This window comes from Sphingopyxis sp. HIX (genome assembly GCF_001468285.1).
Taxonomy (GTDB): Bacteria; Pseudomonadota; Alphaproteobacteria; order Sphingomonadales; family Sphingomonadaceae; genus Sphingopyxis.
Genome location: NZ_LNSB01000034.1, coordinates 1 through 20,379 on the forward strand (window position 1 = coordinate 1; position 20,379 = coordinate 20,379).

The window sequence follows — 20,379 nt, forward strand, 5'->3', positions numbered from 1 at the left end:
CGGCTACGCCGCAGGGAGGATTAGGAACGTCCGCTCCCCACCCCAGAGCCGCCACTACCCCTACCCCGCCGGCAACCTGAGCCGCACCAGCAGCCCGCCCAGATCCTCGCTCTCTTCGAGCGCGATGCTGCCGCCGTAGATTTCGGCGACGTCGCGCACGATCGCGAGACCCAGCCCCGTGCCCGGCTTGCCGCTGTCGAGCCGGACCCCGCGGTCGAAGATGCGCACGCGGTCGACCGGGGAGATGCCGGGGCCATCGTCCTCGACGAGGATTTCGGCCATGCCGCCGTCGCGCTGAACGGTGACGAAGACGCTGCCGCCGCCATATTTGGCGGCGTTTTCGAGCAGGTTGCCGATCAGTTCGTCGAGGTCCTGGCGCTCGACGCGCGCGACGACGCCCTTGTCGCCCGATGCATCGAGCCGCGTTTCGGGATAGAGCAGCGCCACCGCGCGCGACACGCTGTCGACGCTGTCGCGGACGTTGGCGCGCGCCTGCGCCGCGCCGCGCCGCCCGACCGCGCGCGCGCGGGCGAGGTGGTGGTCGACCTGGCGCTGCATCGTCGCCGCCTCGCGCCGCACCGTCTCGGCGAGTTCGGATGTATCGCTCGTCGCGCTGTTGACGAGCACGGTGAGCGGGGTCTTGAGCGCATGCGCGAGGTTGCCGGCGTGGAGGCGCGCTTCCTCGGCCTGCTTCTCGTTGTGCGCGAGCAATGCGTTGAGTTCGTCGACCATCGGCTGCACCTCGAGCGGCAGCGGCGCGACGACGCGGCGGTGCTGGCCGCCGCGCATCGCGGCGATCGCGCGGCGGATATGGCGGAGCGGCCACAAGCCGTAGAAGGTCTGGAGCGCCGCGAGCAGGATCAGCCCGAGCCCGAGCAGCGCGAGGCTGGGGATCAAGGTCGCGCGCACCGCGCGGATCTGGAGGTCGAGCGCTTCGCGCGACTGGGCGATCTGGAAGCGCCAGTTGACCTTGCTGCCCGGCAGGATGACGTTGCGTTCGAGCACGCGCAGCTGCTCTTCGGGGAATTGCGCGCTGTCGTAGATGTGGAGCGCGTTGTCGACATGCGGGGTCGGCGCCTTCAGCGTGCGTTCCCACAGGGAGCGCGAGCGATAGGGCTCCTGGCTGCCGCCGCTGATCTGCCAATAGAGGCCGCTGTAAGGTTCGAGGAAGCGCTGGTCGCCGAGCGGGTCGATCAGCCGCACCTCGCCGTCGGGGCCGATTTCGGACGAGCGGATCATCGCGATCAGCACATATTCGAGGCTCGAATCGAAGTTGCGCGTGATCGCGCCGGTGAGCACGCGGTCGAGCGCGAAGCCGCCGCCGAGGAGCAGCACCGAGATCCAGATCGTCGCGATCGCGATCATGCGCCGCGCGAGCGAGCCGGTGATCCGGCTCGTCAGCGCCTGCGATTTGGCCGCCGGGTCCGGATCGACCGCGACCTTCGAGGCAAGATCTGCCTCGGCCATCCTAGGGTCCATACCCGGCTACAGCGCCGTCGAGGCGCCCAAATGGCGAACATATCGGGCCGAAAGACGCGCCAGGAAGGCTGGTTGCCTTTCCAAGCGGCTTTCGGCCCGAGATGGAAGCCGTTTGGGCGTCCCGAAGGGATTTGATCAAAATGGCCCATTGCTTCGTCGAGAAGTCTTGAAATATTGACATATTCCTGCGCCTTCTCTCCTCGCACTGGGCCATTTTGCTTCAAACCTCGACGGCGCTGTAGCCGGGTATGGCCCCTCAGCCCTGCGGGTCGTCGAGCTGGTAGCCGAGACCGCGGATGGTGGTGATGATGTCGGCGCCGAGCTTCTTGCGGATGCGCGTCACGAACACCTCGATCGTGTTCGAATCGCGGTCGAAATCCTGGTCGTAGATATGCTCGATCAGCTCGGTGCGCGACACGACCTTGCCCTTGTGGTGGAGCAGGTAGGACAGCAATTTATACTCCTGCGCGGTCAGCTTGACCGGCTCGCCGTCGAGCGTGACGCGGCCCGAGCGCGTGTCGAGGCGCACCTTGCCCGCGATCAGCTCGCTCGACGCATTGCCCGCGGCGCGGCGGATCAGCGCGCGGAGGCGGGCGATCAGTTCCTCGGTCTGGAACGGCTTGGCGAGATAATCGTCGGCGCCGGCATCGAGCCCCGCCACCTTGTCGGACCAGCTGTCGCGCGCGGTGAGCACCAGCACGGGAAAATTGCGCTTTTCGCGGCGCCAGCGGTCGAGCACGGTGAGCCCGTCGATCTCGGGCAGGCCGAGGTCGAGGATCGCGGCGTCGTAATTTTCGGTCGAGCCGAGGAAATGCCCGTCCTCGCCGTCGGTTGCGAGATCGACGGCGTAACCCGCACCCTCCAGCGTCGCCTTGAGCTGCGGTCCCAGCGTGGGCTCGTCTTCGACAATCAAGATTCGCATTCAGGCGCCTTTCCTAGCGCGAGCCGGGTCGGCCCGGTCGCTTTGTTCATCTGTACCACTCGGGCGAGTGATCGCAAATGTCGTAAGATCTCAGGGCTTGCGCCCGACGATGCGGCCCGAGCGTGCGTCGACATAGACGACGACGACCTGGCTGCCGTCCATGAACTTCAGCGTATAGATCATGCGCTGCGGATCGAACTGCGCGCCGCCGAGGAAGGTCATGTCGCTGTACGGCGGGCGCGACTTGACGTCGGCGATCAGCTTGCCGAGCGGGACGACCTTGCCCTGCGCCGCGGCGTCGCGGAGATGATCCTGGTCGCGGTCGCCGCGCGCCTCGGCGGGCACGCCGGCGGCGATCAGCAGGGCCGAGGCCAGTGAGAGAGTGAGAATGCGGAACATGGCCGGATTCCTAATGCGAACGCATTGAATAGGCGATGAATGGTCCGGTCATCCATGGTTAGGCTGGCCAACCATGGTGGGCGCGACAGGGATTGAACCTGTGACCCCACCCGTGTGAAGGGTGTGCTCTACCGCTGAGCTACGCGCCCGTCCCGGACTGGAGCGGCGGGCGCCGCGTCCGAAAGCCGGACGTCCATAGCCGCTGCGGCGGCGATTGCAACGCCGATTTTGCCGATCGCAGCCCATAAACAAATCGGGCCGCAGCTTGCGCCGCGACCCGAGATGTTTTTCACCAAAAGGTGCCGGCCAACTTAGTTGACGGCGTCCTTGAGGGCCTTGCCGGCCTTGAACTTCGGCTGGTTCGACGCCGCGATGGTCATCGTTTCGCCGGTGCGCGGGTTGCGGCCGGTCGAGGCCTTGCGCTTGCTGACGGCGAAGGTGCCGAAGCCGACGAGACGGACTTCGCCGCCCTTCTTAAGCGAATCCGTGATCGCTACGAAAACAGCTTCCACTGCCTTGCTCGCGTCACCCTTGTTCAGGCCGCTCGAGTCAGCAACTGCGGCGATCAGGTCTTGTTTGTTCATGCCTAAGGAACCCCTGCTTTTTGTTGAATGAATGATTCATGGCCGTTGCCATGGGGCGCCACTAACGACCTTTGCCCCCCGCTTGTCAAAGCAAAAAAGGGGCAAAAACCGATGAAAATGACGTTTTTGCGACGAAAAACAGCTTGGCTGAACCGCGGTTAATGTCGAATCGCACTTTCGGGGTCGGTCGCGGTCGCGATCGGCGGCGATGCCGCCAGATCGTCGGCCTCGGTCCACTCGATCGGTTCGACCGGCGCGACGAGCGCTTCGGCGAGCACCTGGTCGACGTGGCTGACCGGAACGATGCGCAAACCCTCGGTGATATTCTTCGGGATCTCGACCAGATCCTTTTCATTTTCCTCAGGAATCAGCACGGTCTTGATCCCGCCGCGCAGCGCCGCGAGCAGCTTTTCCTTGAGGCCGCCGATCGCGAGCACGCGGCCGCGCAGCGTCACCTCGCCGGTCATCGCGACATCCTTGCGCACCGCGATGCCGGTGAGGGTCGAGATCATCGCGGTGACCATGCCGACGCCCGCCGACGGGCCGTCCTTGGGTACCGCGCCCTCGGGCAGGTGGATGTGGATGTCCTTGCGCGCGAACAGGCTCGGCTTGATGCCATAGGAGGGCGCGCGCGCCTTCACGAAGGACAAGGCCGCCTGCACCGATTCGGTCATGACTTCGCCGAGCTTGCCGGTGGTGCGCACCTGGCCCTTGCCCGAGGCGGTGACCGCCTCGATCGTCAGCAGCTCGCCGCCAACCTCGGTCCAGGCGAGGCCGGTGACCGCGCCGATCTGATCCTCGAGGTCGCTGATGCCGTGCTTGAACTTCCGCACGCCCGAGAAGTCCGACAGGTTTTCGGGCGTGATCGTGACGCTCTCCGTTTTGCCTTCGAGGATGCGGCGGAGCGCCTTGCGCGCGAGCTTGGCGATTTCGCGCTCGAGCGTGCGCACGCCCGCCTCGCGCGTGTAATAGCGGATGAGGTCGCGGAGCCCCTCTTCGGTGAGCTCGAACTCGCCGGCCTTCAGGCCATGCGCCTCGACCTGCTTGGCGACGAGGTGGCGCTTGGCGATCTCGACCTTCTCGTCCTCGGTATAGCCTTCGAGCCGGATGATCTCCATGCGGTCGAGCAAGGGCTGCGGCAGGTTCAGCGAGTTCGCCGTCGTCACGAACATGATGTCCGACAGGTCGACGTCGATTTCCAGATAATGGTCTTGGAACTTCGCATTCTGCTCGGGGTCGAGCACTTCGAGCAAGGCCGAGGCCGGGTCGCCGCGGAAATCCTGGCCCAGCTTGTCGATCTCGTCGAGCAGGAACAGCGGGTTCATCGTGCCGGCCTTTTTGAGGTTGGTCACGATCTTGCCCGGCAGCGAGCCGATGTACGTGCGGCGGTGGCCGCGGATCTCGGCCTCGTCGCGCACGCCGCCCAGCGACTGGCGGACGAACTCACGGCCCGTCGCCTTGGCGATGCTGCGGCCGAGCGAGGTCTTGCCGACGCCCGGGGGGCCGACGAGGCAGAGGATCGGGCCCTTCAGCTTGTTGGTGCGCGCCTGCACCGCGAGATATTCGACGATGCGGTCCTTGACCTTTTCGAGCGCATAATGGTCGTCGTCGAGGACCGACTGCGCCTTGGCGATATCCTTCTTGAGCTTCGACTTCTTGCCCCAGGGCAGGCCGATCAGCGTGTCGAGATAGTTGCGCACGACGGTGGCCTCGGCCGACATCGGCGCCATCGCGCGCAGCTTCTTGAGCTCGCCCTGCGCCTTGGCCTTGGCCTCCTTGGACATTTTCATGCCCTCGATCTTCGCCGCAAGCTCGGCGAGGTCGTCGCCGCCCTCGCCATTGTCGTTGCCGAGTTCGCGCTGGATCGCCTTCAGCTGCTCGTTGAGATAATATTCGCGCTGGCTCTTTTCCATCTGGCGCTTCACGCGGCCGCGGATCTTCTTTTCGACCTGCAGCACGCCGAGCTCGCCCTCCATGAAGGCGAAGACCATTTCGAGACGCTTGGCGGGCTGGCCCTCGACGAGCAGCGCCTGCTTGTCCGAGACCTTGATATTGAGATTGCCCGCGACCGAATCGGCGAGGCGCGAGGCGTCCTCGATCTGCGACAGCTGAACCGCGGTTTCGGCGGGCATCTTCTTGTTGAGCTTGGCGTAATTTTCGAACTGGTCGACGACCGAGCGCATCAGCGCGGCGGTGTCGACGCTGTCGTCCTCGGTATCGGCGATCGGCGTCACGCGCGCGAGCACCGCCTTGTCGTCATTTTCGAGCGCGAGCAGCTTGGCGCGCTCCTTGCCCTCGACGAGCACGCGGACGGTGCCGTCGGGCAGCTTCAGCAGTTGGAGCACGGTGGCGATCACGCCGACATCGTAAAGGTCGTCGCGCTGCGGATCGTCCTCGCCCGGGTCGAGCTGGGCGACGAGGAAAATCTCCTTGTCGGCTTCCATCGCGACTTCGAGCGCGGCGACCGAGCGATCGCGGCCGACGAACAGCGGCACGATCATATGGGGAAAAACAACGATGTCGCGCAGCGGCAACAGGGGAAAAGTCTGGCTCATCATGGCTCCTGGAGCGGCGCCCGCAGTCGGCGCGCCGTCCTTCTTATAGGCGTGTCTCCGCTAATATGGCGTAACTTGCGCCGCATTCAATGTCGCTGCGGTGAACGGGAAGGCAATGGTGCAATCCCTATATCACGTCATCCCGGCGAAGGCCGGGATCTCGACCTCTCGATACAACGCACCGGCGAGATCCCGGCCTTCGCCGGGATGACGATAAAAGAGAGTTCAGAAGGGCAGCTTGAACCCCGGCGGCAGCGGCAGGCCGCTGGTCATCTTGCCCATTTCCTCGTTGCTCGCGGCATCGGCCTTTTCGCGTGCGTCGTTGAACGCCGCGGCGAGCAGATCCTCGAGCATCTGCTTGTCGGAGGGGACCATCAGGCTGTCGTCGATGGCGATCGCCTTGATCCGGCCCTTCGCGGTCGCGGTGATGCGGACGAGCCCGCCGCCCGACACGCCTTCGACCTCGACGCTGTCGAGCTTCGCCTGCGCCTCCTGCATCTGGGCCTGGACGGTGGCGGCGGCTTCCTGCGCCGCCTTCATCATTTCTTCGATCGATTTCATGGGTTCGACCTATGGCGATTGTCGTCGTCCTCGACAAGCCTCGCGTCGGGAAAAGCCGCGAAAGCGGCTTTCACCACCGGCAGTTCGCGGATGCGCTGGTCGTTGTCGGCCAGGCTGGCATTGCGGATCTGGCCGAGGCTCGGCCGCCCCTCGCCCGCGGCGCTGCGGACTTGCCAGCGGCTGCCGGTGGCACTCAGCAGTGCCTCGCCGAGGTCGCGCGCGAAGCCGTCGGCGAGCGCGGGCGCCGCGGCGAACTCGATGATCCCGGGTTCGAGCGTGAGGATTCGCAAATGATCGTAAACGTCGACCGCAAGCCGATGATTTCCGGTGCTTTCGAGCAGCTGGTGGATTTGCGCCACGGTCAGCGCCGATGCGGGCACCTCGGTTTCCATCGTCACAGGCTCGGGCGCAGTGGCGGTCGCATTCTGCGCCGGCGAGGCGGGCGCGGGCAGCGGCGCGGTCGGGAAATGGCCGGTTTCGAGCAATTTCGCGAGCTCGCCCGGATCGGGCATCGCCGCGGCGTAGATCACGCGGAGCAGCAGCATTTCGAGATGCTCGAGCGGATTGTTCGCGCGCAGCACCTCGTCATGCCCCTTGAGCAGCAATTGCCAGAGGCGGTTGAGCGGCGCGAAACCGAGCTTCTGCGCCCAGTCGACGATGCGTTCGCGGTCGGCTTGCGCCAGCGCGGGATCCTCGTGGCGCGAGACCTTCGCCAGCGTGATCGCATGCGTCAGGTCCATCAGCCCGCGCACCATCGCGACGGGCTCGATGCCCAGCGCATATTGCCCGCGCGCGAGGTCGATCGCGCCGCCCGCGTCGCCCTCGAGGATCGTCGCCATCAGGTTGGCGATCGACGAGCGGTCCGAGAGGCCGAGCATCACGCGCACCTGGTCGGCGCTGACCTTGCCGCCGCCGTCGAGATCGGCGTGCGCGATCGCCTGGTCGAGGATCGACAGCCCGTCGCGCACCGACCCCTCGGCGGCGTTGGCGATCAGCCAGATCGCGGGAGCCTCTGCCTCGACGCCTTCCTTTTGCAGGATCGAGCTGAAATGCGCGAAGAGCATGTCGGGGGTGATGCGGCGGAGGTCGAAGCGCTGGCAGCGCGACAGCACCGTCACAGGGACCTTGTTCACTTCGGTGGTCGCGAACAGGAATTTGACGTGCGGCGGTGGTTCTTCGAGCGTCTTCAACAGCGCATTGAACGCGTTGCGCGACAACATATGGACTTCGTCGATGATGTAGATTTTATAGCGCGCCGATACCGCGGCGTAGCGCACCGCCTCGATGATCTCGCGCACGTCGTCGACGCCGGTGTTCGACGCGGCGTCCATCTCGATCACGTCGATATGGCGCCCCTCGGTGATCGCGCGGCACGGCTCGCAAATGCCGCACGGATCGATCGTCGGCCCGCCCTGCCCGTCGGGCCCGATGCAGTTGAGTGCTTTCGCTATAAGGCGCGCGGTCGACGTCTTGCCGACCCCGCGCACCCCGGTCATCAGGAACGCATGCGCCAGCCGGTCGCGCGCGATGGCATTGCCCAGCGTCTTGACCATCGCATCCTGCCCGATCAGTTCGGCGAAGGTCTGCGGGCGATATTTGCGCGCGAGGACGCGGTAGGGCCCGGAGGAAGCCGAAGGCGCGGGCGTCTCCGGCAGGTCCATGCCCAGCATCGTCGGTTCGTCGTCGGCGGAATCGCTCATAGGCTTGTCTTAGGGGGCGGCAGCACGCTTGTCGAAGGGGAATGCGGACGCCGCGATCCCATATCCGTCACCCCGGACTTGATCCGGGGTCCCGCTCGGCACCACCCGAAAAGCGGGACCCCGGATCAAGTCCGGGGTGACGAGGCTTTATCGGCGATGGCGTGAGGGTGGGAGCCGGAACGACCCGCGGCGAATTCGTTGCGGCTGCTTCCTTCCGGACCTGACCGGGTTGGCGAAGACCACGTCCGCCCGACTCCCGCGGCGCATATGGCGGCGGGTGCAGCGAAAATCAAGCGCCGCTATCGGCGCAGTGTCGGCACCTTGGGCAGATCCTCGGCGATCGCGCGCGTCACCTCGGCGATGATCGCGTTGGCGGCGGCCCCCTCGACCTTCGGCCGGTCGAGATAGACGGCGACGATATATTTGCCGCCGTCGGGCAGTTCGACGAAGGCGACGTCGTTATAGGCATTGCCGCAGCTGCCGGTCTTGTCGCCCGCGACCCAGCCCGCGGGCAGGCCCGCACGAATCCGGCCCAGCCCCGTCTGGCTGTCGACCATCCACTGGCGCAGCGACTGGCGGTGCGCCGGGTCGAGGTAATCGCCATAGACGATCTTCGCCGCGCTCTTCGCCATGGCCTGCGGCGTGGTGGTATCGCGCGGATCGCCGACGGCATTTTCGTTGAGGATCGTCTCGAAACGGTCGAGCCGGGTCACCTCGTCGCCCATTTCGCGCATGCGGCGGGTGAAGGCCTCGGGGCCGCCGGTCGCCTTGAGGATCAGGTTCGCGGCGGCATTGTCGCTGACCTTGACGATCTGCTCGGCGGCGAAGCCGAGGCGCAGTTCGCCCGCCGCGAGATTGGCCTCGGTATAGGGCGAGTGGAAGACGATATCGGCCTTGGTAAAGGGCAGCGGGGTGCGCAGCGACGGGCCGCCCTTCGTGGCGCCGCGGAGAACCTGACCCGCGAGCAGCAATTTGAAGGTCGAGCACATCGCGAAGCGGTCGTTGTCGTTGCTGCCGAGGATCAGCCGCCCCTTTTGGTCGACCACCGCAAAGCCGAGCCGGCCACCGGCGCGCTCCTCGATATCGCGCAGGCCGTCGCTGAAGGTGAAGGTGTCGCCGCCGGGTTCGGGCGGGACCGACGAGCAGGAGGCGAGCAGCAGTGCGGTGGCGGCCGCGAGAAGCTTCTTCATCAGCGCGGCCCCTGCATGTTGCGGCTTTCGGCAGGGATGTGGACGGTCAGGCCGTCGAGGTTGGGGGTGAGGACGATCTGGCACGACAGGCGGCTGGTGCGGCGCGCGCCCGCGGCGAGGTCGAGCATGTCCTCCTCCATCTCGCTCGCCTCGGGGAGGCGGTCGAAATCCTGCTTGTCGACGATGACGTGGCAGGTCGAGCAGGCCATCTGCCCCTCGCACGTCCCTTCGAGCGGCATCAGATTTGCCTGCGCGACGTCGAGCAGGATGCTGCCAGGCTCAGCCTCGGCCTCGGTGCGTCCCTTGCCGTCGGCGTGGATGAAGGTGACGCGCATCAGTTAACCCCCTGGAGCCGCGCAGCATGTTTGATCGCGTTCAGCCCGTCGCGCAACGCCTGCTCGCTGGTGTAGCGGCCCCAGCCGAGGCGGATCGAGGCGCGCGCGTCGGCTTCGCTCACCCCCATCGCGCGCAGCACATGGCTGACCTTGCCCGACCCGCTGCCGCACGCGCTGCCGAGCGAGAAAGCGACATCGCGCGCGTCGGACATCAGGCGGAGGCCGTTGACGCCCTCGCGGCGGATGTTGAGATTGCCGTGGTAGCGCTGCGCGGCGGAGCCGTTGATCGTCCATTCGGGGAGCATATCGCGCGCGATCGACCAGAGCTGCTCGACATGGGCCGCGTCGGCATCCGCGCGCTCGGCCGCCAGCGCCGCCGCGGCACCGAAGCCGGCGCAGAGCGCGGGCGAGACGGTGCCCGAGCGCATGCCCTGTTCCTGCGCCCCGCCGAACATCAGCGGCGGCAGGTCGACGCCGTCGCTGATCCAGAGCGCACCGATGCCCTTGGGCCCATGGATCTTGTGCGCCGAGATCGCGATGAGGTCGGGGCCGTCGGGGATCGCGACGCGGCCATAGCCCTGCACCGCGTCGCAGAGCAGCAGGCTGTTCTTCGCATGCGCGGCGGCGGCGAAGTCGGCGACCGGCTGGATCGTGCCGACCTCGTTGTTCACCAGCATCGTCGCGACGATGCCGCCCTCGGGGATCAGGTCGGCGTCAGGCGGCAAAGCCAGTCCCTCGCCATCGACCGGCAGGATCGCGGCGTTCAGCCGTTCGAGGCATTGCAGCGACGCGGCATGCTCGATGCTGAGCCCCGCGACGCCGCCGGGCATGACCTCGGCGCCGCGGAGCAGCGCCCAGTTGAGCGCCTCGGTCGCGCCCGAGGTGAAGAAGACCCGCCCGTCCTTCGGCAGCAGCGCCGCGACCCGATCGCGCGCGACCTCGACCGCCGCGGCGGCGGCACGGCCGGCCTTGTGCGTGCTCGACGGGTTGGCGAAACCGTCGCCCTGCCCCGGTCCTTCCAGCCAACGCAGCATCGCTTCGCGCGCCTCGGGAGCGAGCGGCGTCGTGGCTTGGTAATCGAGGTAGATCATGGGCGGCATTTGCCTGCTAATCCCGTTAGTGTCGAGCGTAGTCGAGACACATATGAGAAGCGCGTGCCTTCGCGTGTCTCGACTTCGCTCGACACGAACGGAGAGAGGTTGGCCGAGACTCGAAGACCCTTGTTGCGAACGATTCGCAAAAGTTGCATGTTGAGACCTATTTTCTATATAGGCGCCGTCTTCGCTCCGCCACCCCGCCGTCCGGCGAATCGGTGGCAAGCCCCAGAAACATAAAGGTGCGCCCATGCCCGACGTGATTTTCCCCGGCCCCGAAGGCCGTATCGAAGGCCGTTTCTCGCCCCCGCCGCGCCCGCGCGCGCCGGTAGCGCTGATCCTGCACCCGCATCCGCAGGGCGGCGGCACGATGAACGACCGCATCACCCAGGCGATGTACAAGAGCTTCGTGGCGCGCGGTTTCGCGGTGCTGCGCTTCAACTTCCGCGGCGTCGGCCGCAGCCAGGGCACTTTCGACAATGGCATCGGCGAACTCAGCGACGCCGCCTCGGCGCTCGACTGGGTGCAGTCGATCCATCCCGAGGCGCAGACCACGTGGATCGCGGGCTTCAGCTTCGGCGCGTGGATCGGCATGCAGCTCCTCATGCGCCGCCCCGAGATCCGCGGCTTCCTGTCGGTCGCGCCGCCGGCGAACATGTACGACTTCAGCTTCCTCGCCCCCTGCCCCTCGTCGGGCATCATCGTCGCCGGCGGGCAGGACGAGATCGTGCCGCCGTCGGCGGTGCAGAAGCTGGTCGACAAATTGCGCACGCAAAAGGGCATCACCATCCATCACGACGAGATCCCGCGCGCGAACCATTTCTTCGAGCATGAGCTCGACCAGTTGATGAAGTCGCTCGATAACTATCTGGATATGCGGCTCGCGCCCGATTCGCCGATTCGCTAATCGAGGAGGCCGGCGCCCTCGATCATCGCGGCGGGCATGAAGACGAGGAGGATCAGCGCGAGTTCGCCGCTTATGACGGCGGCGACCGCGCGGATCCATCCGCCGCGCCCCTCGCCGGCATAGAATTGCCGCACCGCGAAGATCGTGTAGCCGAGGCCGACCGCGAGGCGTGCGAGATTGCGCGCCACGCTGCGGTCGACGAGAAACAGCTCCATCGTGAGATCGGCGGCGAGGCCCAGGATGACCGCCTGTGCGAGGACGTAGAGCCGCATCACCATCGTGCCGAACAGCCCGGCGGACGACCCGCGGTAGAAGATGAAATTGAGCACCAGCGCGGAAATCAGCGCCGAGAGCAGCGGCATGACCAGCGGCTCCTTCTGCAGCGTCTCGATCACCGACAGGTCGGTGGTCATGCTCCCGGGCATGAAGCGCGCGCGTAGCGCAACGTTCAGCGTCAGCGCCACCGCGATATAAGGCACCACCTTGACCAATATGTCGCGGTCGCTCTCGATATAGCGGCGGATCATCACGCCCGGCTGCAGGAACAGCCCGACCAGCGTGTGGAGGACACCCTTTTCCCACCAATTCTCGACGAGTTCGTCCATCACCGTGCGGCGGGTGATCGGTTCGGGCAGCAAATCCTTGCCGCAATCGGGGCAATAGCGCCCGACCTCGCGGTGAACGCAGTCGCCGCTCATCCGGCAGCAGTGCTCGCGGGGGCATCCTTTACAGGGATCAGCCAGATCGCGACATTGGCGAACATTACCAGCGCGGCGACGAGCATCAGCAGCGCGCGGCGCCTGTCGCCCATGCGGAACACATAGATAGCGCCCCCGGTCAGGACGACGCCGGTCAGCATGAGGATGGACATGATCGTGTCGGACATAGGGCGGCTTTATCGCCGGCGTCACAAATTTGCCACCTCGCTTATGGCCAATCCGCGCGCCTTCGCCTAAAGGCCGCTCATCGATTCCCTCCAGCCCTGCGGGAGCCGCATCATGCGCATCGCCATCGCCGCCGACCATGCCGCTTACGAGCTGAAAGCCCAGCTTGCGGGCTGGCTGCGCGAGCAGGGGCATGAGGTCGAGGATCTCGGCACGAACGGCCCCGACAGCGTCGATTATCCCGATTACGGCTATCGCCTGGCGGACGCCGTCGCGAGCGGCCGCGCCGAAAAGGGCGTCGCGCTCTGCGGGTCGGGGATCGGCATCTCGATCTCGGTCAACCGCAACCCCGGCTGCCGCTGCGCGCTCGTCGGCGAGCCGCTGTCGGCCAGCCTGTCGCGCCAGCATAACGACGCCAATGTCATCGCGATGGGCGCGCGACTGACCGGCATCGACATGGCCAAGGCGTGCCTGACCGCCTTCCTCACCACCGATTTCGCCGGCGACCGCCATGCGCGCCGCGTCGACAAGCTTTCCAACCCTCCCCAACTGGAGACCAGCCGATGACCACAGAAACGCTCGACAAGCCCATCAAATCGGCCGGCTATTTCACCGACGGCGTCGGCACCACCGACCCCGCGGTCGCGGCGGCGATGAAGCATGAGATGGAGCGCGAACGCTATCAGATCGAGCTGATCGCGTCGGAAAACATCGTCTCGAAGGCGGTGCTCGAGGCGCAGGGCTCTGTCTTCACCAACAAATATGCCGAGGGCTATCCGGGCCGCCGCTATTACCAGGGCTGCGCCCCGTCGGACGAGGTCGAGACGCTCGCGATCGACCGCGCCAAGAAATTGTTCGACTGCAATTTCGCCAACGTCCAGCCGCACTCGGGCGCGCAGGCGAACGGCGCGGTGATGCTGGCGCTGACCAAGCCGGGCGCGACGATCCTCGGCATGAGCCTCGACGCCGGCGGCCACCTGACCCACGGCGCGCCGCCCGCCATGTCGGGCAAATGGTTCAACGCGGTGCAGTACGGCGTGCGCCCCGACGACCATCTCGTCGATTTCGACCAGGTCGAGGCGCTGGCGAAGGAACATCGGCCTGCCCTCATCATCGCGGGCGGCTCGGCCTATCCGCGCACGCTCGATTTCGCGCGTTTCCGCGCCATCGCCGACGACGTCGGCGCGCTGCTGATGGTCGACATGGCGCATTTTGCCGGCCTCGTCGCCGGCGGTGCGCATCCCTCGCCGATGGAGCATGCGCATGTCGTCACCACGACGACGCACAAGACGCTGCGCGGCCCGCGCGGCGGGATGATCCTGACCAATGACGAAGCGATCGCGAAGCGCATCAATTCGGCGGTGTTCCCCGGGTTGCAGGGCGGCCCGCTGATGCACGTCATCGCCGCCAAGGCGGTCGCGTTCGGCGAAGCTTTGCGCCCCGAGTTCAAGGATTATGCCAAGGCGACGATCGCCAATGCGCAGGCGCTGGCGAACCGGCTGAAGGCACGCGGCGCCGACGTCGTCGCGGGCGGCACCGACACGCATCTCGCGCTGATCGACCTGCGTCCGCTCGGCATTACCGGCCGCGACGCCGATGAGGCATTGGAGCGCAGCGCGATCACCTGCAACAAGAATGGCGTGCCCTTCGACCCGCTGCCGCCGGTCAAGACCAGCGGCATCCGCGTCGGCTCGCCCGCCGGCACGACGCGCGGCTTCGGCATCGCCGAGTTCGAGGACATCGGCGACATGGTCGCCGACGTGCTCGAAGCGCTGCGCGACAAGGGCGAGCATGGCGATGCCGACGTCGAGGCCGATGTGCGGAAACGGGTTCGCGCGCTGTGCGAACGTTTCCCCATCTATCAGGGATAAGGCGATGGCACGGCAGCACCCCGAAGAACCGACTTTGGTCGAGCTGACGATCGAAGAGGTCAAGGCGATGGGCAAGCAGGGCATGGCGCACCCATCGACGCGGCCGGTGCTGACCGGCGGCGCCGTCGGCGCGGTGATCGGCGCGGTGCTGCCCGTCGTCAGCTGGCCCGTCGGCCTGCTCGTCGGCGCCGGCGTCGCGCTTTTCAGCCGGGTGCGTCGCTGACCGATGCGTTGTCCCTATTGCGGCCATGAAGACAGCCAGGTGAAGGACAGCCGTCCGACCGAGGACGGCGCGGCGATCCGGCGGCGGCGGCAATGCGAGGATTGCGGCGCGCGCTTCACCACCTTCGAGCGCATCCAGCTGCGCGAAGTCGCAGTGCTCAAGGCCGACGGCGGGCGCGAGCCCTTCGACCGCGAAAAACTGATGCGCAGCGTCCAGATCGCGTGCCGCAAGCGCCCGATCGACGGCGCGCGGATCGAGCGGCTCGTCTCGGGCATCCAGCGCCAGCTCGAAACCTCGGGCGAGAATGAGGTGAAGGCGGCGCAGATCGGCGCGATGGTGATGGAGGCGCTGAAGGGTTTCGACAGCGTCGCCTATATCCGCTTCGCCAGCGTCTATCGCGAGTTCACCGAAGCCAAGGATTTCGAGGAATTCGCCTCGACGATCAACGAGGCGGCGCACAAGGGGTGAGCCAGGACACGCCCCCTGCCGCCGCCCCGCCGCCCGTCGTCGTCCTCGTCCGCCCGCAACTCGGCGAGAATATCGGCAAGGCGGCGCGCGCGATGCTCAACTTCGGGCTGACCGAGATGCGCCTCGTGAGTCCGCGCGACGGCTGGCCCAATCCCGACGCCGGACCCGCGGCGTCGGGCGCCGATAGCGTTCTCGCCGAAGCGCGGGTCTTCGACAGCCTGGCCGAGGCGACCGCCGACTGCACGCACATCTATGCGACCACGGTGCGCAAGCGCGGGGTGACCAAGCCGGTGCTGACCCCCGAAGCCGCGGCAAGGCAGGTTCGCGCGAGCGCGGGCCGCTCGGCCTATGTCTTCGGGGCCGAGCGATCGGGGCTGGAGACCGACGACGTCGCGCTGGCGCACAGCATCGTCACCGTGCCGATCAACCCCGAATTCGGGTCGCTCAACCTGGCGCAGGCGGTGATCCTGCTCGCCTATGAATGGTCGAAGGGCGAAGCGCTGGCGAGCCCGCCCGAGGTCCCGCTCGATCCCCCCGCGGAGCATGGCGAGCTCGAAGGGCTCATCGACCATCTGGTCCGCGATCTCGATGCGACCGGCTATTTTTTCCCGCCCGACCGCCGGACGATGACGCTGCGCACGCTGCGCACCGCGCTCACCAAGACGGGATGGTCGTATAATGATATCAGGATGATGCGCGGCATCATAACGGCTCTTGGCCGGACGACGAAAAAACGATAAGCAGCCGTCAAATCGTTTCAGGAGTTACCTTTCCATGATGACACTCTTCCTGTCGCTGGCCCTTGCCGCCGCGGCCGCCGAAACCCCGCCGGCGGACGGCGTGACGACCACGCAGCCGGCGAAGCCCGAAAAGCCCAAGAAGATTTGCAAGACCACCAAGATGACCGGCAGCACGATCGGCCGCCGCGTTTGCAAGACGCAGGAACAGTGGGACGGCCAACGCAACGGCAACGAAACGCTCGACGTGGTGGATCAGAGCTACAAGCAGAATATCGACGTCGGGGCGTCGCCGCTCGGCGGCAACAACTGATACCGGCGACCCGGTTTCAGGCATCGAGGCGGCCGGCGTTTCGCCTGGCCGCCTTTTTCTTGTCCGTCGGAAAACCGGCGCGGCCGACACGGCGGTCGGCGCGGCTCAGGCCGACTTCGCGCGAATCCCGTCCCAGCGGATCATTTCATAGGCGATCGACTGTTCGACCAGTTCGTTCCAGATCGCACGCAGCCGGTCGGGCTCGAGCCCCGCTGCCGCGCCTTCGCGCGCGACATTGTCGAGCACCTGGGCCTTGCGCGCCTCGTCGCGCACGACACTCCGGTCGGTCTTGATACGCGCGGCGGCATCCATATAGCCGAAGCGGCGGACGAGCAGCGCGACGAGTGCGCGGTCGACTTCGTCGACCCCGGCACGGACGTCGATCATCGTTTCGCAGGCATCGGGCGATTTGGCAGCGGTCATGCGCGCGGCTTTAGCGGCTTTTTTCCCGCTGTCGAGCCGCCGCGTCGGGCAAGCGCGGCGGCGCTTGACTTTACCGCCCTCGCCGTCTAACCGCGCGCCTTCGCAATGGACCCCGCACCCCGGTGAAGCGGCGGTCGCATAGGACACAGCTCCTATGGTGCGACCCGGGAATCCGCCGAAATCCTTCGGCACACAGCATATTGGAGACGACAATGTCGAAGCGCCAGAGCGCCAAGTATAAACTCGACCGCCGGATGGGCGAGAACATCTGGGGTCGCCCGAAGAGCCCGGTCAATCGCCGCGAATATGGCCCCGGCCAGCACGGCCAGCGCCGCAAGGGCAAGGTGTCGGACTTCGGCATCCAGCTCCGCGCGAAGCAGAAGCTGAAGGGCTATTACGGCGACATCACCGAGAAGCAGTTCAAGAAGAACTACTTTGAGGCCTCGCGCATGAAGGGCGACACCGGCCAGAACCTGATCGGCCTGCTCGAGCGCCGCCTCGACGCGGTCGTCTACCGCTCGAAGTTCACCCCGACGATCTTCTCGGCGCGCCAGCTGGTCAGCCACGGCCACGTCTATGTGAACGGCGTGAAGTGCAACATCGCGAGCCGCCTCGTGAAGCCGGGCGACGAAATCACCCTCGGCAAGAAGGCGCAGGAAATGGCGCTGGTCGCCGAAGCGCAGAGCCTGCCCGAGCGCGACCTGCCCGAATATCTGGCGGTCGACGGCACCAAGACGACCTATGTCCGTGTCCCGACGCTCGACGAAGTGCCGTACCCGGTGAAGATGGAACCGAATCTGGTCGTCGAATTCTATTCGCGCTGATCCGGCGGTTCATCGCCGGAAACAAAGGGGCGGTCCGGAGGCGGGCCGCCCTTTTTCGTTTCGCGGCAAGCCACGGATATCCGGGGCGATGCCAACGGCAACCGAGCGCAATCGTCCGAAGCGCGGCGATTCCTATCAATCGCCCAGCCAATCGGTCATGATCTTTCCCTTATGCCCTTCCGGTGCCAGCGCCGCGCGCAGGGCTTCCAGCAGAGGCGGCAGCGCCTGCGTGAAGGCGTAGGGCGGGTTGACGATAAAAAGGCCCGCGCCGTTATAGATGTCGGGCTGATCGCCATCGTACAGCCAATGCTCGACCACCAGAAACTTCGGGATGCCGAGCCTGCGTAGCTGCGCCTTCCACCTCACATGCGTGGCGCGGTCTTTCAGCGGATACCAGACCACCGTCACGCCATGCGCCCATTTGCGGCGCGCGGCGGCGAGGGTGGCGGTGATGCGCGCGCGCTCATCGGTCTGCTCGTACGGCGGGTCGACGACGACCACGCCGCGCGCGGTGCGGGGCGGCAGCAGCGCCAGCCAAAGCTCGTAGGCGTCGCGCTGATGCACGGCAGCGGATGTATCGCGCATCGCGCCGCGCAGGGCATGGGCGTCTTCGGGATGTTTCTCGTTCAGGATCAGAAAATCCTGCGAACGCAGAAGCTGCGCCAGAAATCGCGGCGATCCGGGGTAGAGTCGCGGCTCGGCCCCGGCGTTCACGGCCTGTACGGCGGCGCGGTAGTCGTCCAACAAGGGGTTGGTGTCGGCAAAGGCGCGCAGCACGCCCTGCGTAGCCTCGCCGGTGCGCCGCGCCTCCTCGCCGCCAAGGTCGTACAGCCCGCAACCGGCATGGGTGTCGATCAGGGTCAGCGCGCCCGGCTTTTGCTGCAAGGCCCGCACGAGAGCGATCAGCAGGCTGTGCTTTACGACATCGGCGCTGTTGCCGGCATGAAAGCTATGGCGATAATTCATCGTAATTCAAAATCCCGGCGATCTGCCTTTATCGAACGGCTGGGCGCGGAGCCGAGCGCGGCGATGGAAGCAAGTAATCCGGTGCCCGTACAGAGTCGGGCGGAAAGCTTCAAAGCATTCCGAGAGGCCGCCCCGAGCCGACGTTCAACATGGCAATGGCTACCCCCGCCCTTGCATCCCCCCGCCCCCGCTGGCACAAGCCCGCTCGTCGCAAACGAAACCATTCAAGGACATATCATGCTGCGTTCCCCCCGATCTGCCGCGGCCGTCGCGGTTCTGCTGTCGCTTGCCGCGTGCGGTGGCGACAAGGCGGCGAGCGATGCCGCCGCCGCCGCGATTCCCGACGTCCAGATCCCCGAACTGTCGCTGAAGACGTTGCAGGAGGTGACCAAGGAGCTGTCGTCGGACGCCTATGAAGGCCGCGCGCCGGGGACGCCGGGCGAGGAAAAGACCGTCGCCTATATCATCAAGAAATATCAGGAAGCGGGCCTGCAGCCGGGCAATAACGGCCAATGGACGCAGGACGTCCCGCTGGTCGAGATCACCGCGAAAAACGCGACGCCGCTGAGCTTCACCGGCGGCAAGACGCCGGTGACCGCGCAATATGCCAAGGATTATGTCGCGTTCAGCTGGCGCGTGGCGCCGAAGACCGAAATCAAGGACAGCGACGTCGTCTTCGTCGGTTACGGCATCAACGCCCCCGAAAAGGGCTGGAACGACTATGCCGGGCTCGATGTGAAGGGGAAGACCGTCGTCGTCCTCGTCAACGACCCCGACTGGCAGACCCCCGAGACCAAGGGCGAATTCAACGGCCGCGCGATGACCTATTACGGCCGCTGGTCGTATAAATATGAGGAAGCCGCGCGGCAGGGCGCCGCCGCGGTGTTGATCGTCCACGACACCGAACCCGCCGCTTATGGCTGGAACGTCGTCGAGAGCAGCAACACCGGCACGCAGTACCTCGCCGAAAGCAAGGACGGCGGCGCGAGCCAGACCGTCGCCAACGGCTGGATCCAGCTGCCCAAGGCCAAGGAGCTCTTCGCGAGCGCGGGGCAGGATTTCGACAAGCTGCGCGACGCGGCGAAGGTCAAGGGCTTCAAGCCCGTGGCGCTGACCGGCGTGAAGGCGAATTTCAGCTTCGACAACGAGATCGCCAAGAAGATGTCGCGCAACGTCATCGGCGTGCTGCCGGGCGCCAAGCGTCCCGACGAATATGTGCTCTACACCGGCCATTGGGACCATCTCGGCCGCTGCACCCCGGTCGCGGGCGACGACATCTGCAACGGCGCGGTCGACAATGCGAGCGGCATCGCGGGCCTGGTGACGCTGGCACAGGCGTTCAAGACCGCCGGCGCGCCCGACCGCAGCATCGTCTTCCTCGCGGTCACCGCCGAGGAATCGGGGCTGCTAGGGTCGAAATATTACGCCGAAAACCCGATCTTCCCGCTCGCGCAGACCGTCGGCGGGGTCAACATGGACGCCTTGAACGCGATCGGCCCGGCGAAGGACATCGTCGTCGTCGGCGGCGGCAAGTCGCAGCTCGACGCCTATGTCGCCAAGCTCGCCAAGCTGGAGGGCCGCACGGTCAAGCAGGAACCGACGCCCGAGAAGGGCTTCTATTACCGCTCCGACCATTTCAGCTTCGCCAAGCTGGGCGTGCCGATGTTCAACTTCGGCAGCGGCGACGAGCTGGTCGAGGGCGGGGTCGAGGCCGGCAAGAAGGCGGCCGAAGACTATGAAAAGAACCGCTATCATGCGCCAGGCGACGAATATGAGGCGATCACCAACTGGGACGGCATGATGTCGGACCTGCGCCTTTATTACGCCGCGGGCCGCATGCTGGCGATGACCGATGCCTGGCCGAACTGGGTCGAGGGCGACGAATTCCGCGCCGCCCGCGACAAGTCGCGCGCCGGGAAATAAAGGCGGCAATCGCTCCTCCGC

23 protein-coding genes, 1 tRNA gene and 1 other RNA gene are annotated in these 20,379 nt (G+C 66.2%); 9 read left to right on the forward strand and 16 right to left on the reverse strand.

Translation table 11 applies throughout. The annotated features are described in order from the left end of the window. Positions 1–60: 60 nt before the first annotated feature. The 12 genes from ATE62_RS15745 to ATE62_RS15795 form a co-directional block, all read right to left on the reverse strand. Positions 61–1,365, reverse strand: a complete 1,305-nt coding sequence (locus ATE62_RS15745) for a sensor histidine kinase (RefSeq protein WP_058810112.1) — start codon at positions 1,363–1,365, stop codon at positions 61–63. 370 nt (positions 1,366–1,735) lie between these two features. Next, a complete protein-coding gene (locus ATE62_RS15750; RefSeq protein WP_058810093.1) occupies positions 1,736–2,401 on the reverse strand; it encodes a response regulator transcription factor in 666 nt (221 codons plus the stop codon). Between the two features lie 90 nt (positions 2,402–2,491). Next, on the reverse strand, positions 2,492–2,800 hold the full coding sequence (locus ATE62_RS15755; RefSeq protein WP_058810094.1) for a hypothetical protein: 309 nt from the start codon (positions 2,798–2,800) through the stop codon (positions 2,492–2,494). 74 nt (positions 2,801–2,874) lie between these two features. Beyond that, positions 2,875–2,949: transfer RNA gene (locus tag ATE62_RS15760), tRNA-Val, on the reverse strand. A gap of 162 nt (positions 2,950–3,111) precedes the next feature. Beyond that, on the reverse strand, positions 3,112–3,384 hold the full coding sequence (locus ATE62_RS15765) for an HU family DNA-binding protein (protein ID WP_058810095.1): 273 nt from the start codon (positions 3,382–3,384) through the stop codon (positions 3,112–3,114). 158 nt (positions 3,385–3,542) lie between these two features. Further along, positions 3,543–5,939: an endopeptidase La gene (gene lon, locus ATE62_RS15770; protein WP_058810096.1), complete on the reverse strand. Its 2,397-nt coding sequence runs from the start codon at positions 5,937–5,939 to the stop codon at positions 3,543–3,545. Between the two features lie 225 nt (positions 5,940–6,164). Then, complete coding sequence (locus ATE62_RS15775; RefSeq protein ID WP_058810097.1) at positions 6,165–6,500, reverse strand: YbaB/EbfC family nucleoid-associated protein; 336 nt, start codon at positions 6,498–6,500, stop codon at positions 6,165–6,167. Then, positions 6,497–8,200, reverse strand: a complete 1,704-nt coding sequence (locus ATE62_RS15780; protein ID WP_082662853.1) for a DNA polymerase III subunit gamma/tau — start codon at positions 8,198–8,200, stop codon at positions 6,497–6,499. Before ATE62_RS15780 ends, ATE62_RS15775 begins: the two co-directional genes overlap by 4 nt. A gap of 163 nt (positions 8,201–8,363) precedes the next feature. Next, positions 8,364–8,461, reverse strand: an RNA gene (gene ffs, locus ATE62_RS22960) — signal recognition particle sRNA small type. 38 nt (positions 8,462–8,499) lie between these two features. Further along, positions 8,500–9,390 carry a class A beta-lactamase gene (bla, locus tag ATE62_RS15785; protein WP_058810098.1) on the reverse strand — a complete coding sequence of 297 codons (891 nt, stop codon included), beginning with the start codon at positions 9,388–9,390 and terminating at the stop codon, positions 8,500–8,502. Next, positions 9,390–9,728 carry a 2Fe-2S iron-sulfur cluster-binding protein gene (locus ATE62_RS15790; RefSeq protein ID WP_156420666.1) on the reverse strand — a complete coding sequence of 113 codons (339 nt, stop codon included), beginning with the start codon at positions 9,726–9,728 and terminating at the stop codon, positions 9,390–9,392. The genes bla and ATE62_RS15790 overlap by 1 nt, the downstream gene beginning before the upstream one ends. Beyond that, positions 9,725–10,816, reverse strand: coding sequence for a cysteine desulfurase family protein (locus ATE62_RS15795; protein WP_058810100.1), 1,092 nt, complete (start codon positions 10,814–10,816; stop codon positions 9,725–9,727). Before ATE62_RS15795 ends, ATE62_RS15790 begins: the two co-directional genes overlap by 4 nt. A 253-nt stretch (positions 10,817–11,069) precedes the next feature. On the opposite strand from ATE62_RS15795, the gene ATE62_RS15800 reads away from it, so the two are divergent. After that, the gene (locus tag ATE62_RS15800) at positions 11,070–11,726 is read left to right on the forward strand and encodes an alpha/beta hydrolase (RefSeq protein WP_037510410.1); all 657 of its coding nucleotides are present in this window, start codon (positions 11,070–11,072) and stop codon (positions 11,724–11,726) included. Here ATE62_RS15800 and ATE62_RS15805 read toward each other — a convergent pair. Both ATE62_RS15805 and ATE62_RS15810 read right to left on the reverse strand, forming a co-directional pair. After that, on the reverse strand, positions 11,723–12,424 hold the full coding sequence (locus tag ATE62_RS15805; protein ID WP_058810101.1) for a DUF3667 domain-containing protein: 702 nt from the start codon (positions 12,422–12,424) through the stop codon (positions 11,723–11,725). The genes ATE62_RS15800 and ATE62_RS15805 overlap by 4 nt on opposite strands. Further along, positions 12,421–12,612: a hypothetical protein gene (locus tag ATE62_RS15810; RefSeq protein WP_058810102.1), complete on the reverse strand. Its 192-nt coding sequence runs from the start codon at positions 12,610–12,612 to the stop codon at positions 12,421–12,423. The genes ATE62_RS15805 and ATE62_RS15810 overlap by 4 nt, the downstream gene beginning before the upstream one ends. A gap of 112 nt (positions 12,613–12,724) precedes the next feature. Here ATE62_RS15810 and rpiB point away from each other — a divergent pair, with 112 nt between their 5' ends. The 6 genes from rpiB to ATE62_RS15840 are packed head-to-tail and all read left to right on the forward strand — an operon-like array spanning position 12,725 to position 16,222. Beyond that, a complete protein-coding gene (rpiB, locus tag ATE62_RS15815) occupies positions 12,725–13,177 on the forward strand; it encodes a ribose 5-phosphate isomerase B (protein WP_058810103.1) in 453 nt (150 codons plus the stop codon). Beyond that, positions 13,174–14,481, forward strand: coding sequence for a serine hydroxymethyltransferase (gene glyA / locus ATE62_RS15820; RefSeq protein WP_058810104.1), 1,308 nt, complete (start codon positions 13,174–13,176; stop codon positions 14,479–14,481). Before rpiB ends, glyA begins: the two co-directional genes overlap by 4 nt. 4 nt (positions 14,482–14,485) lie before the next feature. After that, entirely contained in the window at positions 14,486–14,704 is a 219-nt protein-coding gene (locus ATE62_RS15825) for a hypothetical protein (protein ID WP_058810105.1), read from the forward strand. Between the two features lie 3 nt (positions 14,705–14,707). Continuing rightward, a complete protein-coding gene (gene nrdR, locus ATE62_RS15830; RefSeq protein ID WP_058810106.1) occupies positions 14,708–15,172 on the forward strand; it encodes a transcriptional regulator NrdR in 465 nt (154 codons plus the stop codon). Continuing rightward, positions 15,169–15,912: an RNA methyltransferase gene (locus ATE62_RS15835; RefSeq protein WP_058810107.1), complete on the forward strand. Its 744-nt coding sequence runs from the start codon at positions 15,169–15,171 to the stop codon at positions 15,910–15,912. Before nrdR ends, ATE62_RS15835 begins: the two co-directional genes overlap by 4 nt. A gap of 34 nt (positions 15,913–15,946) precedes the next feature. After that, positions 15,947–16,222, forward strand: coding sequence for a hypothetical protein (locus ATE62_RS15840; RefSeq protein ID WP_058810108.1), 276 nt, complete (start codon positions 15,947–15,949; stop codon positions 16,220–16,222). 105 nt (positions 16,223–16,327) lie between these two features. Here ATE62_RS15840 and ATE62_RS15845 read toward each other — a convergent pair whose 3' ends face one another. Continuing rightward, positions 16,328–16,645, reverse strand: a complete 318-nt coding sequence (locus ATE62_RS15845; RefSeq protein ID WP_058810109.1) for a chorismate mutase — start codon at positions 16,643–16,645, stop codon at positions 16,328–16,330. A 212-nt stretch (positions 16,646–16,857) separates the two neighbouring features. On the opposite strand from ATE62_RS15845, the gene rpsD reads away from it, so the two are divergent. Next, on the forward strand, positions 16,858–17,469 hold the full coding sequence (gene rpsD / locus ATE62_RS15850; RefSeq protein ID WP_058810110.1) for a 30S ribosomal protein S4: 612 nt from the start codon (positions 16,858–16,860) through the stop codon (positions 17,467–17,469). A 135-nt stretch (positions 17,470–17,604) separates the two neighbouring features. On the opposite strand, the gene ATE62_RS15855 is transcribed toward rpsD, so the two are convergent. After that, positions 17,605–18,435 (reverse strand): 23S rRNA (adenine(2030)-N(6))-methyltransferase RlmJ, encoded by an 831-nt coding sequence (locus tag ATE62_RS15855; protein WP_058810111.1) that lies wholly within the window; start codon positions 18,433–18,435, stop codon positions 17,605–17,607. Positions 18,436–18,672: 237 nt separating this feature from the next. Between ATE62_RS15855 and ATE62_RS15860 the strand changes: the two genes are divergently transcribed. After that, a complete protein-coding gene (locus ATE62_RS15860) occupies positions 18,673–20,358 on the forward strand; it encodes a M28 family metallopeptidase (protein WP_197411739.1) in 1,686 nt (561 codons plus the stop codon). Positions 20,359–20,379 lie beyond the last annotated feature (21 nt).

Excerpts from the sequence above, each read along its gene's own strand:
- ATE62_RS15765 (WP_058810095.1), bottom strand. The coding sequence starts at position 3,384 with ATGAACAAACAAGACCTGATCGCCGCAGTTGCTGACTCGAGCGGCCTG.
- lon (WP_058810096.1), bottom strand. The coding sequence starts at position 5,939 with ATGAGCCAGACTTTTCCCCTGTTGCCGCTGCGCGACATCGTTGTTTTT.
- ATE62_RS15780 (WP_082662853.1), bottom strand. The coding sequence starts at position 8,200 with ATGAGCGATTCCGCCGACGACGAACCGACGATGCTGGGCATGGACCTG.
- bla (WP_058810098.1), bottom strand. The coding sequence starts at position 9,390 with ATGAAGAAGCTTCTCGCGGCCGCCACCGCACTGCTGCTCGCCTCCTGC.
- ATE62_RS15825 (WP_058810105.1), top strand. The coding sequence starts at position 14,486 with ATGGCACGGCAGCACCCCGAAGAACCGACTTTGGTCGAGCTGACGATC.
- nrdR (WP_058810106.1), top strand. The coding sequence starts at position 14,708 with ATGCGTTGTCCCTATTGCGGCCATGAAGACAGCCAGGTGAAGGACAGC.
- rpsD (WP_058810110.1), top strand. The coding sequence starts at position 16,858 with ATGTCGAAGCGCCAGAGCGCCAAGTATAAACTCGACCGCCGGATGGGC.
- ATE62_RS15855 (WP_058810111.1), bottom strand. The coding sequence starts at position 18,435 with ATGAATTATCGCCATAGCTTTCATGCCGGCAACAGCGCCGATGTCGTA.
- ATE62_RS15745 (WP_058810112.1), bottom strand. The coding sequence starts at position 1,365 with ATGATCGCGATCGCGACGATCTGGATCTCGGTGCTGCTCCTCGGCGGC.
- ATE62_RS15860 (WP_197411739.1), top strand. The coding sequence starts at position 18,673 with ATGCTGCGTTCCCCCCGATCTGCCGCGGCCGTCGCGGTTCTGCTGTCG.
- ATE62_RS15810 (WP_058810102.1), bottom strand. The coding sequence starts at position 12,612 with ATGTCCGACACGATCATGTCCATCCTCATGCTGACCGGCGTCGTCCTG.
- ATE62_RS15845 (WP_058810109.1), bottom strand. The coding sequence starts at position 16,645 with ATGACCGCTGCCAAATCGCCCGATGCCTGCGAAACGATGATCGACGTC.
- ATE62_RS15840 (WP_058810108.1), top strand. The coding sequence starts at position 15,947 with ATGATGACACTCTTCCTGTCGCTGGCCCTTGCCGCCGCGGCCGCCGAA.
- glyA (WP_058810104.1), top strand. The coding sequence starts at position 13,174 with ATGACCACAGAAACGCTCGACAAGCCCATCAAATCGGCCGGCTATTTC.
- ATE62_RS15800 (WP_037510410.1), top strand. The coding sequence starts at position 11,070 with ATGCCCGACGTGATTTTCCCCGGCCCCGAAGGCCGTATCGAAGGCCGT.
- ATE62_RS15795 (WP_058810100.1), bottom strand. The coding sequence starts at position 10,816 with ATGATCTACCTCGATTACCAAGCCACGACGCCGCTCGCTCCCGAGGCG.
- ATE62_RS15805 (WP_058810101.1), bottom strand. The coding sequence starts at position 12,424 with ATGAGCGGCGACTGCGTTCACCGCGAGGTCGGGCGCTATTGCCCCGAT.
- rpiB (WP_058810103.1), top strand. The coding sequence starts at position 12,725 with ATGCGCATCGCCATCGCCGCCGACCATGCCGCTTACGAGCTGAAAGCC.
- ATE62_RS15755 (WP_058810094.1), bottom strand. The coding sequence starts at position 2,800 with ATGTTCCGCATTCTCACTCTCTCACTGGCCTCGGCCCTGCTGATCGCC.
- ATE62_RS15775 (WP_058810097.1), bottom strand. The coding sequence starts at position 6,500 with ATGAAATCGATCGAAGAAATGATGAAGGCGGCGCAGGAAGCCGCCGCC.
- ATE62_RS15750 (WP_058810093.1), bottom strand. The coding sequence starts at position 2,401 with ATGCGAATCTTGATTGTCGAAGACGAGCCCACGCTGGGACCGCAGCTC.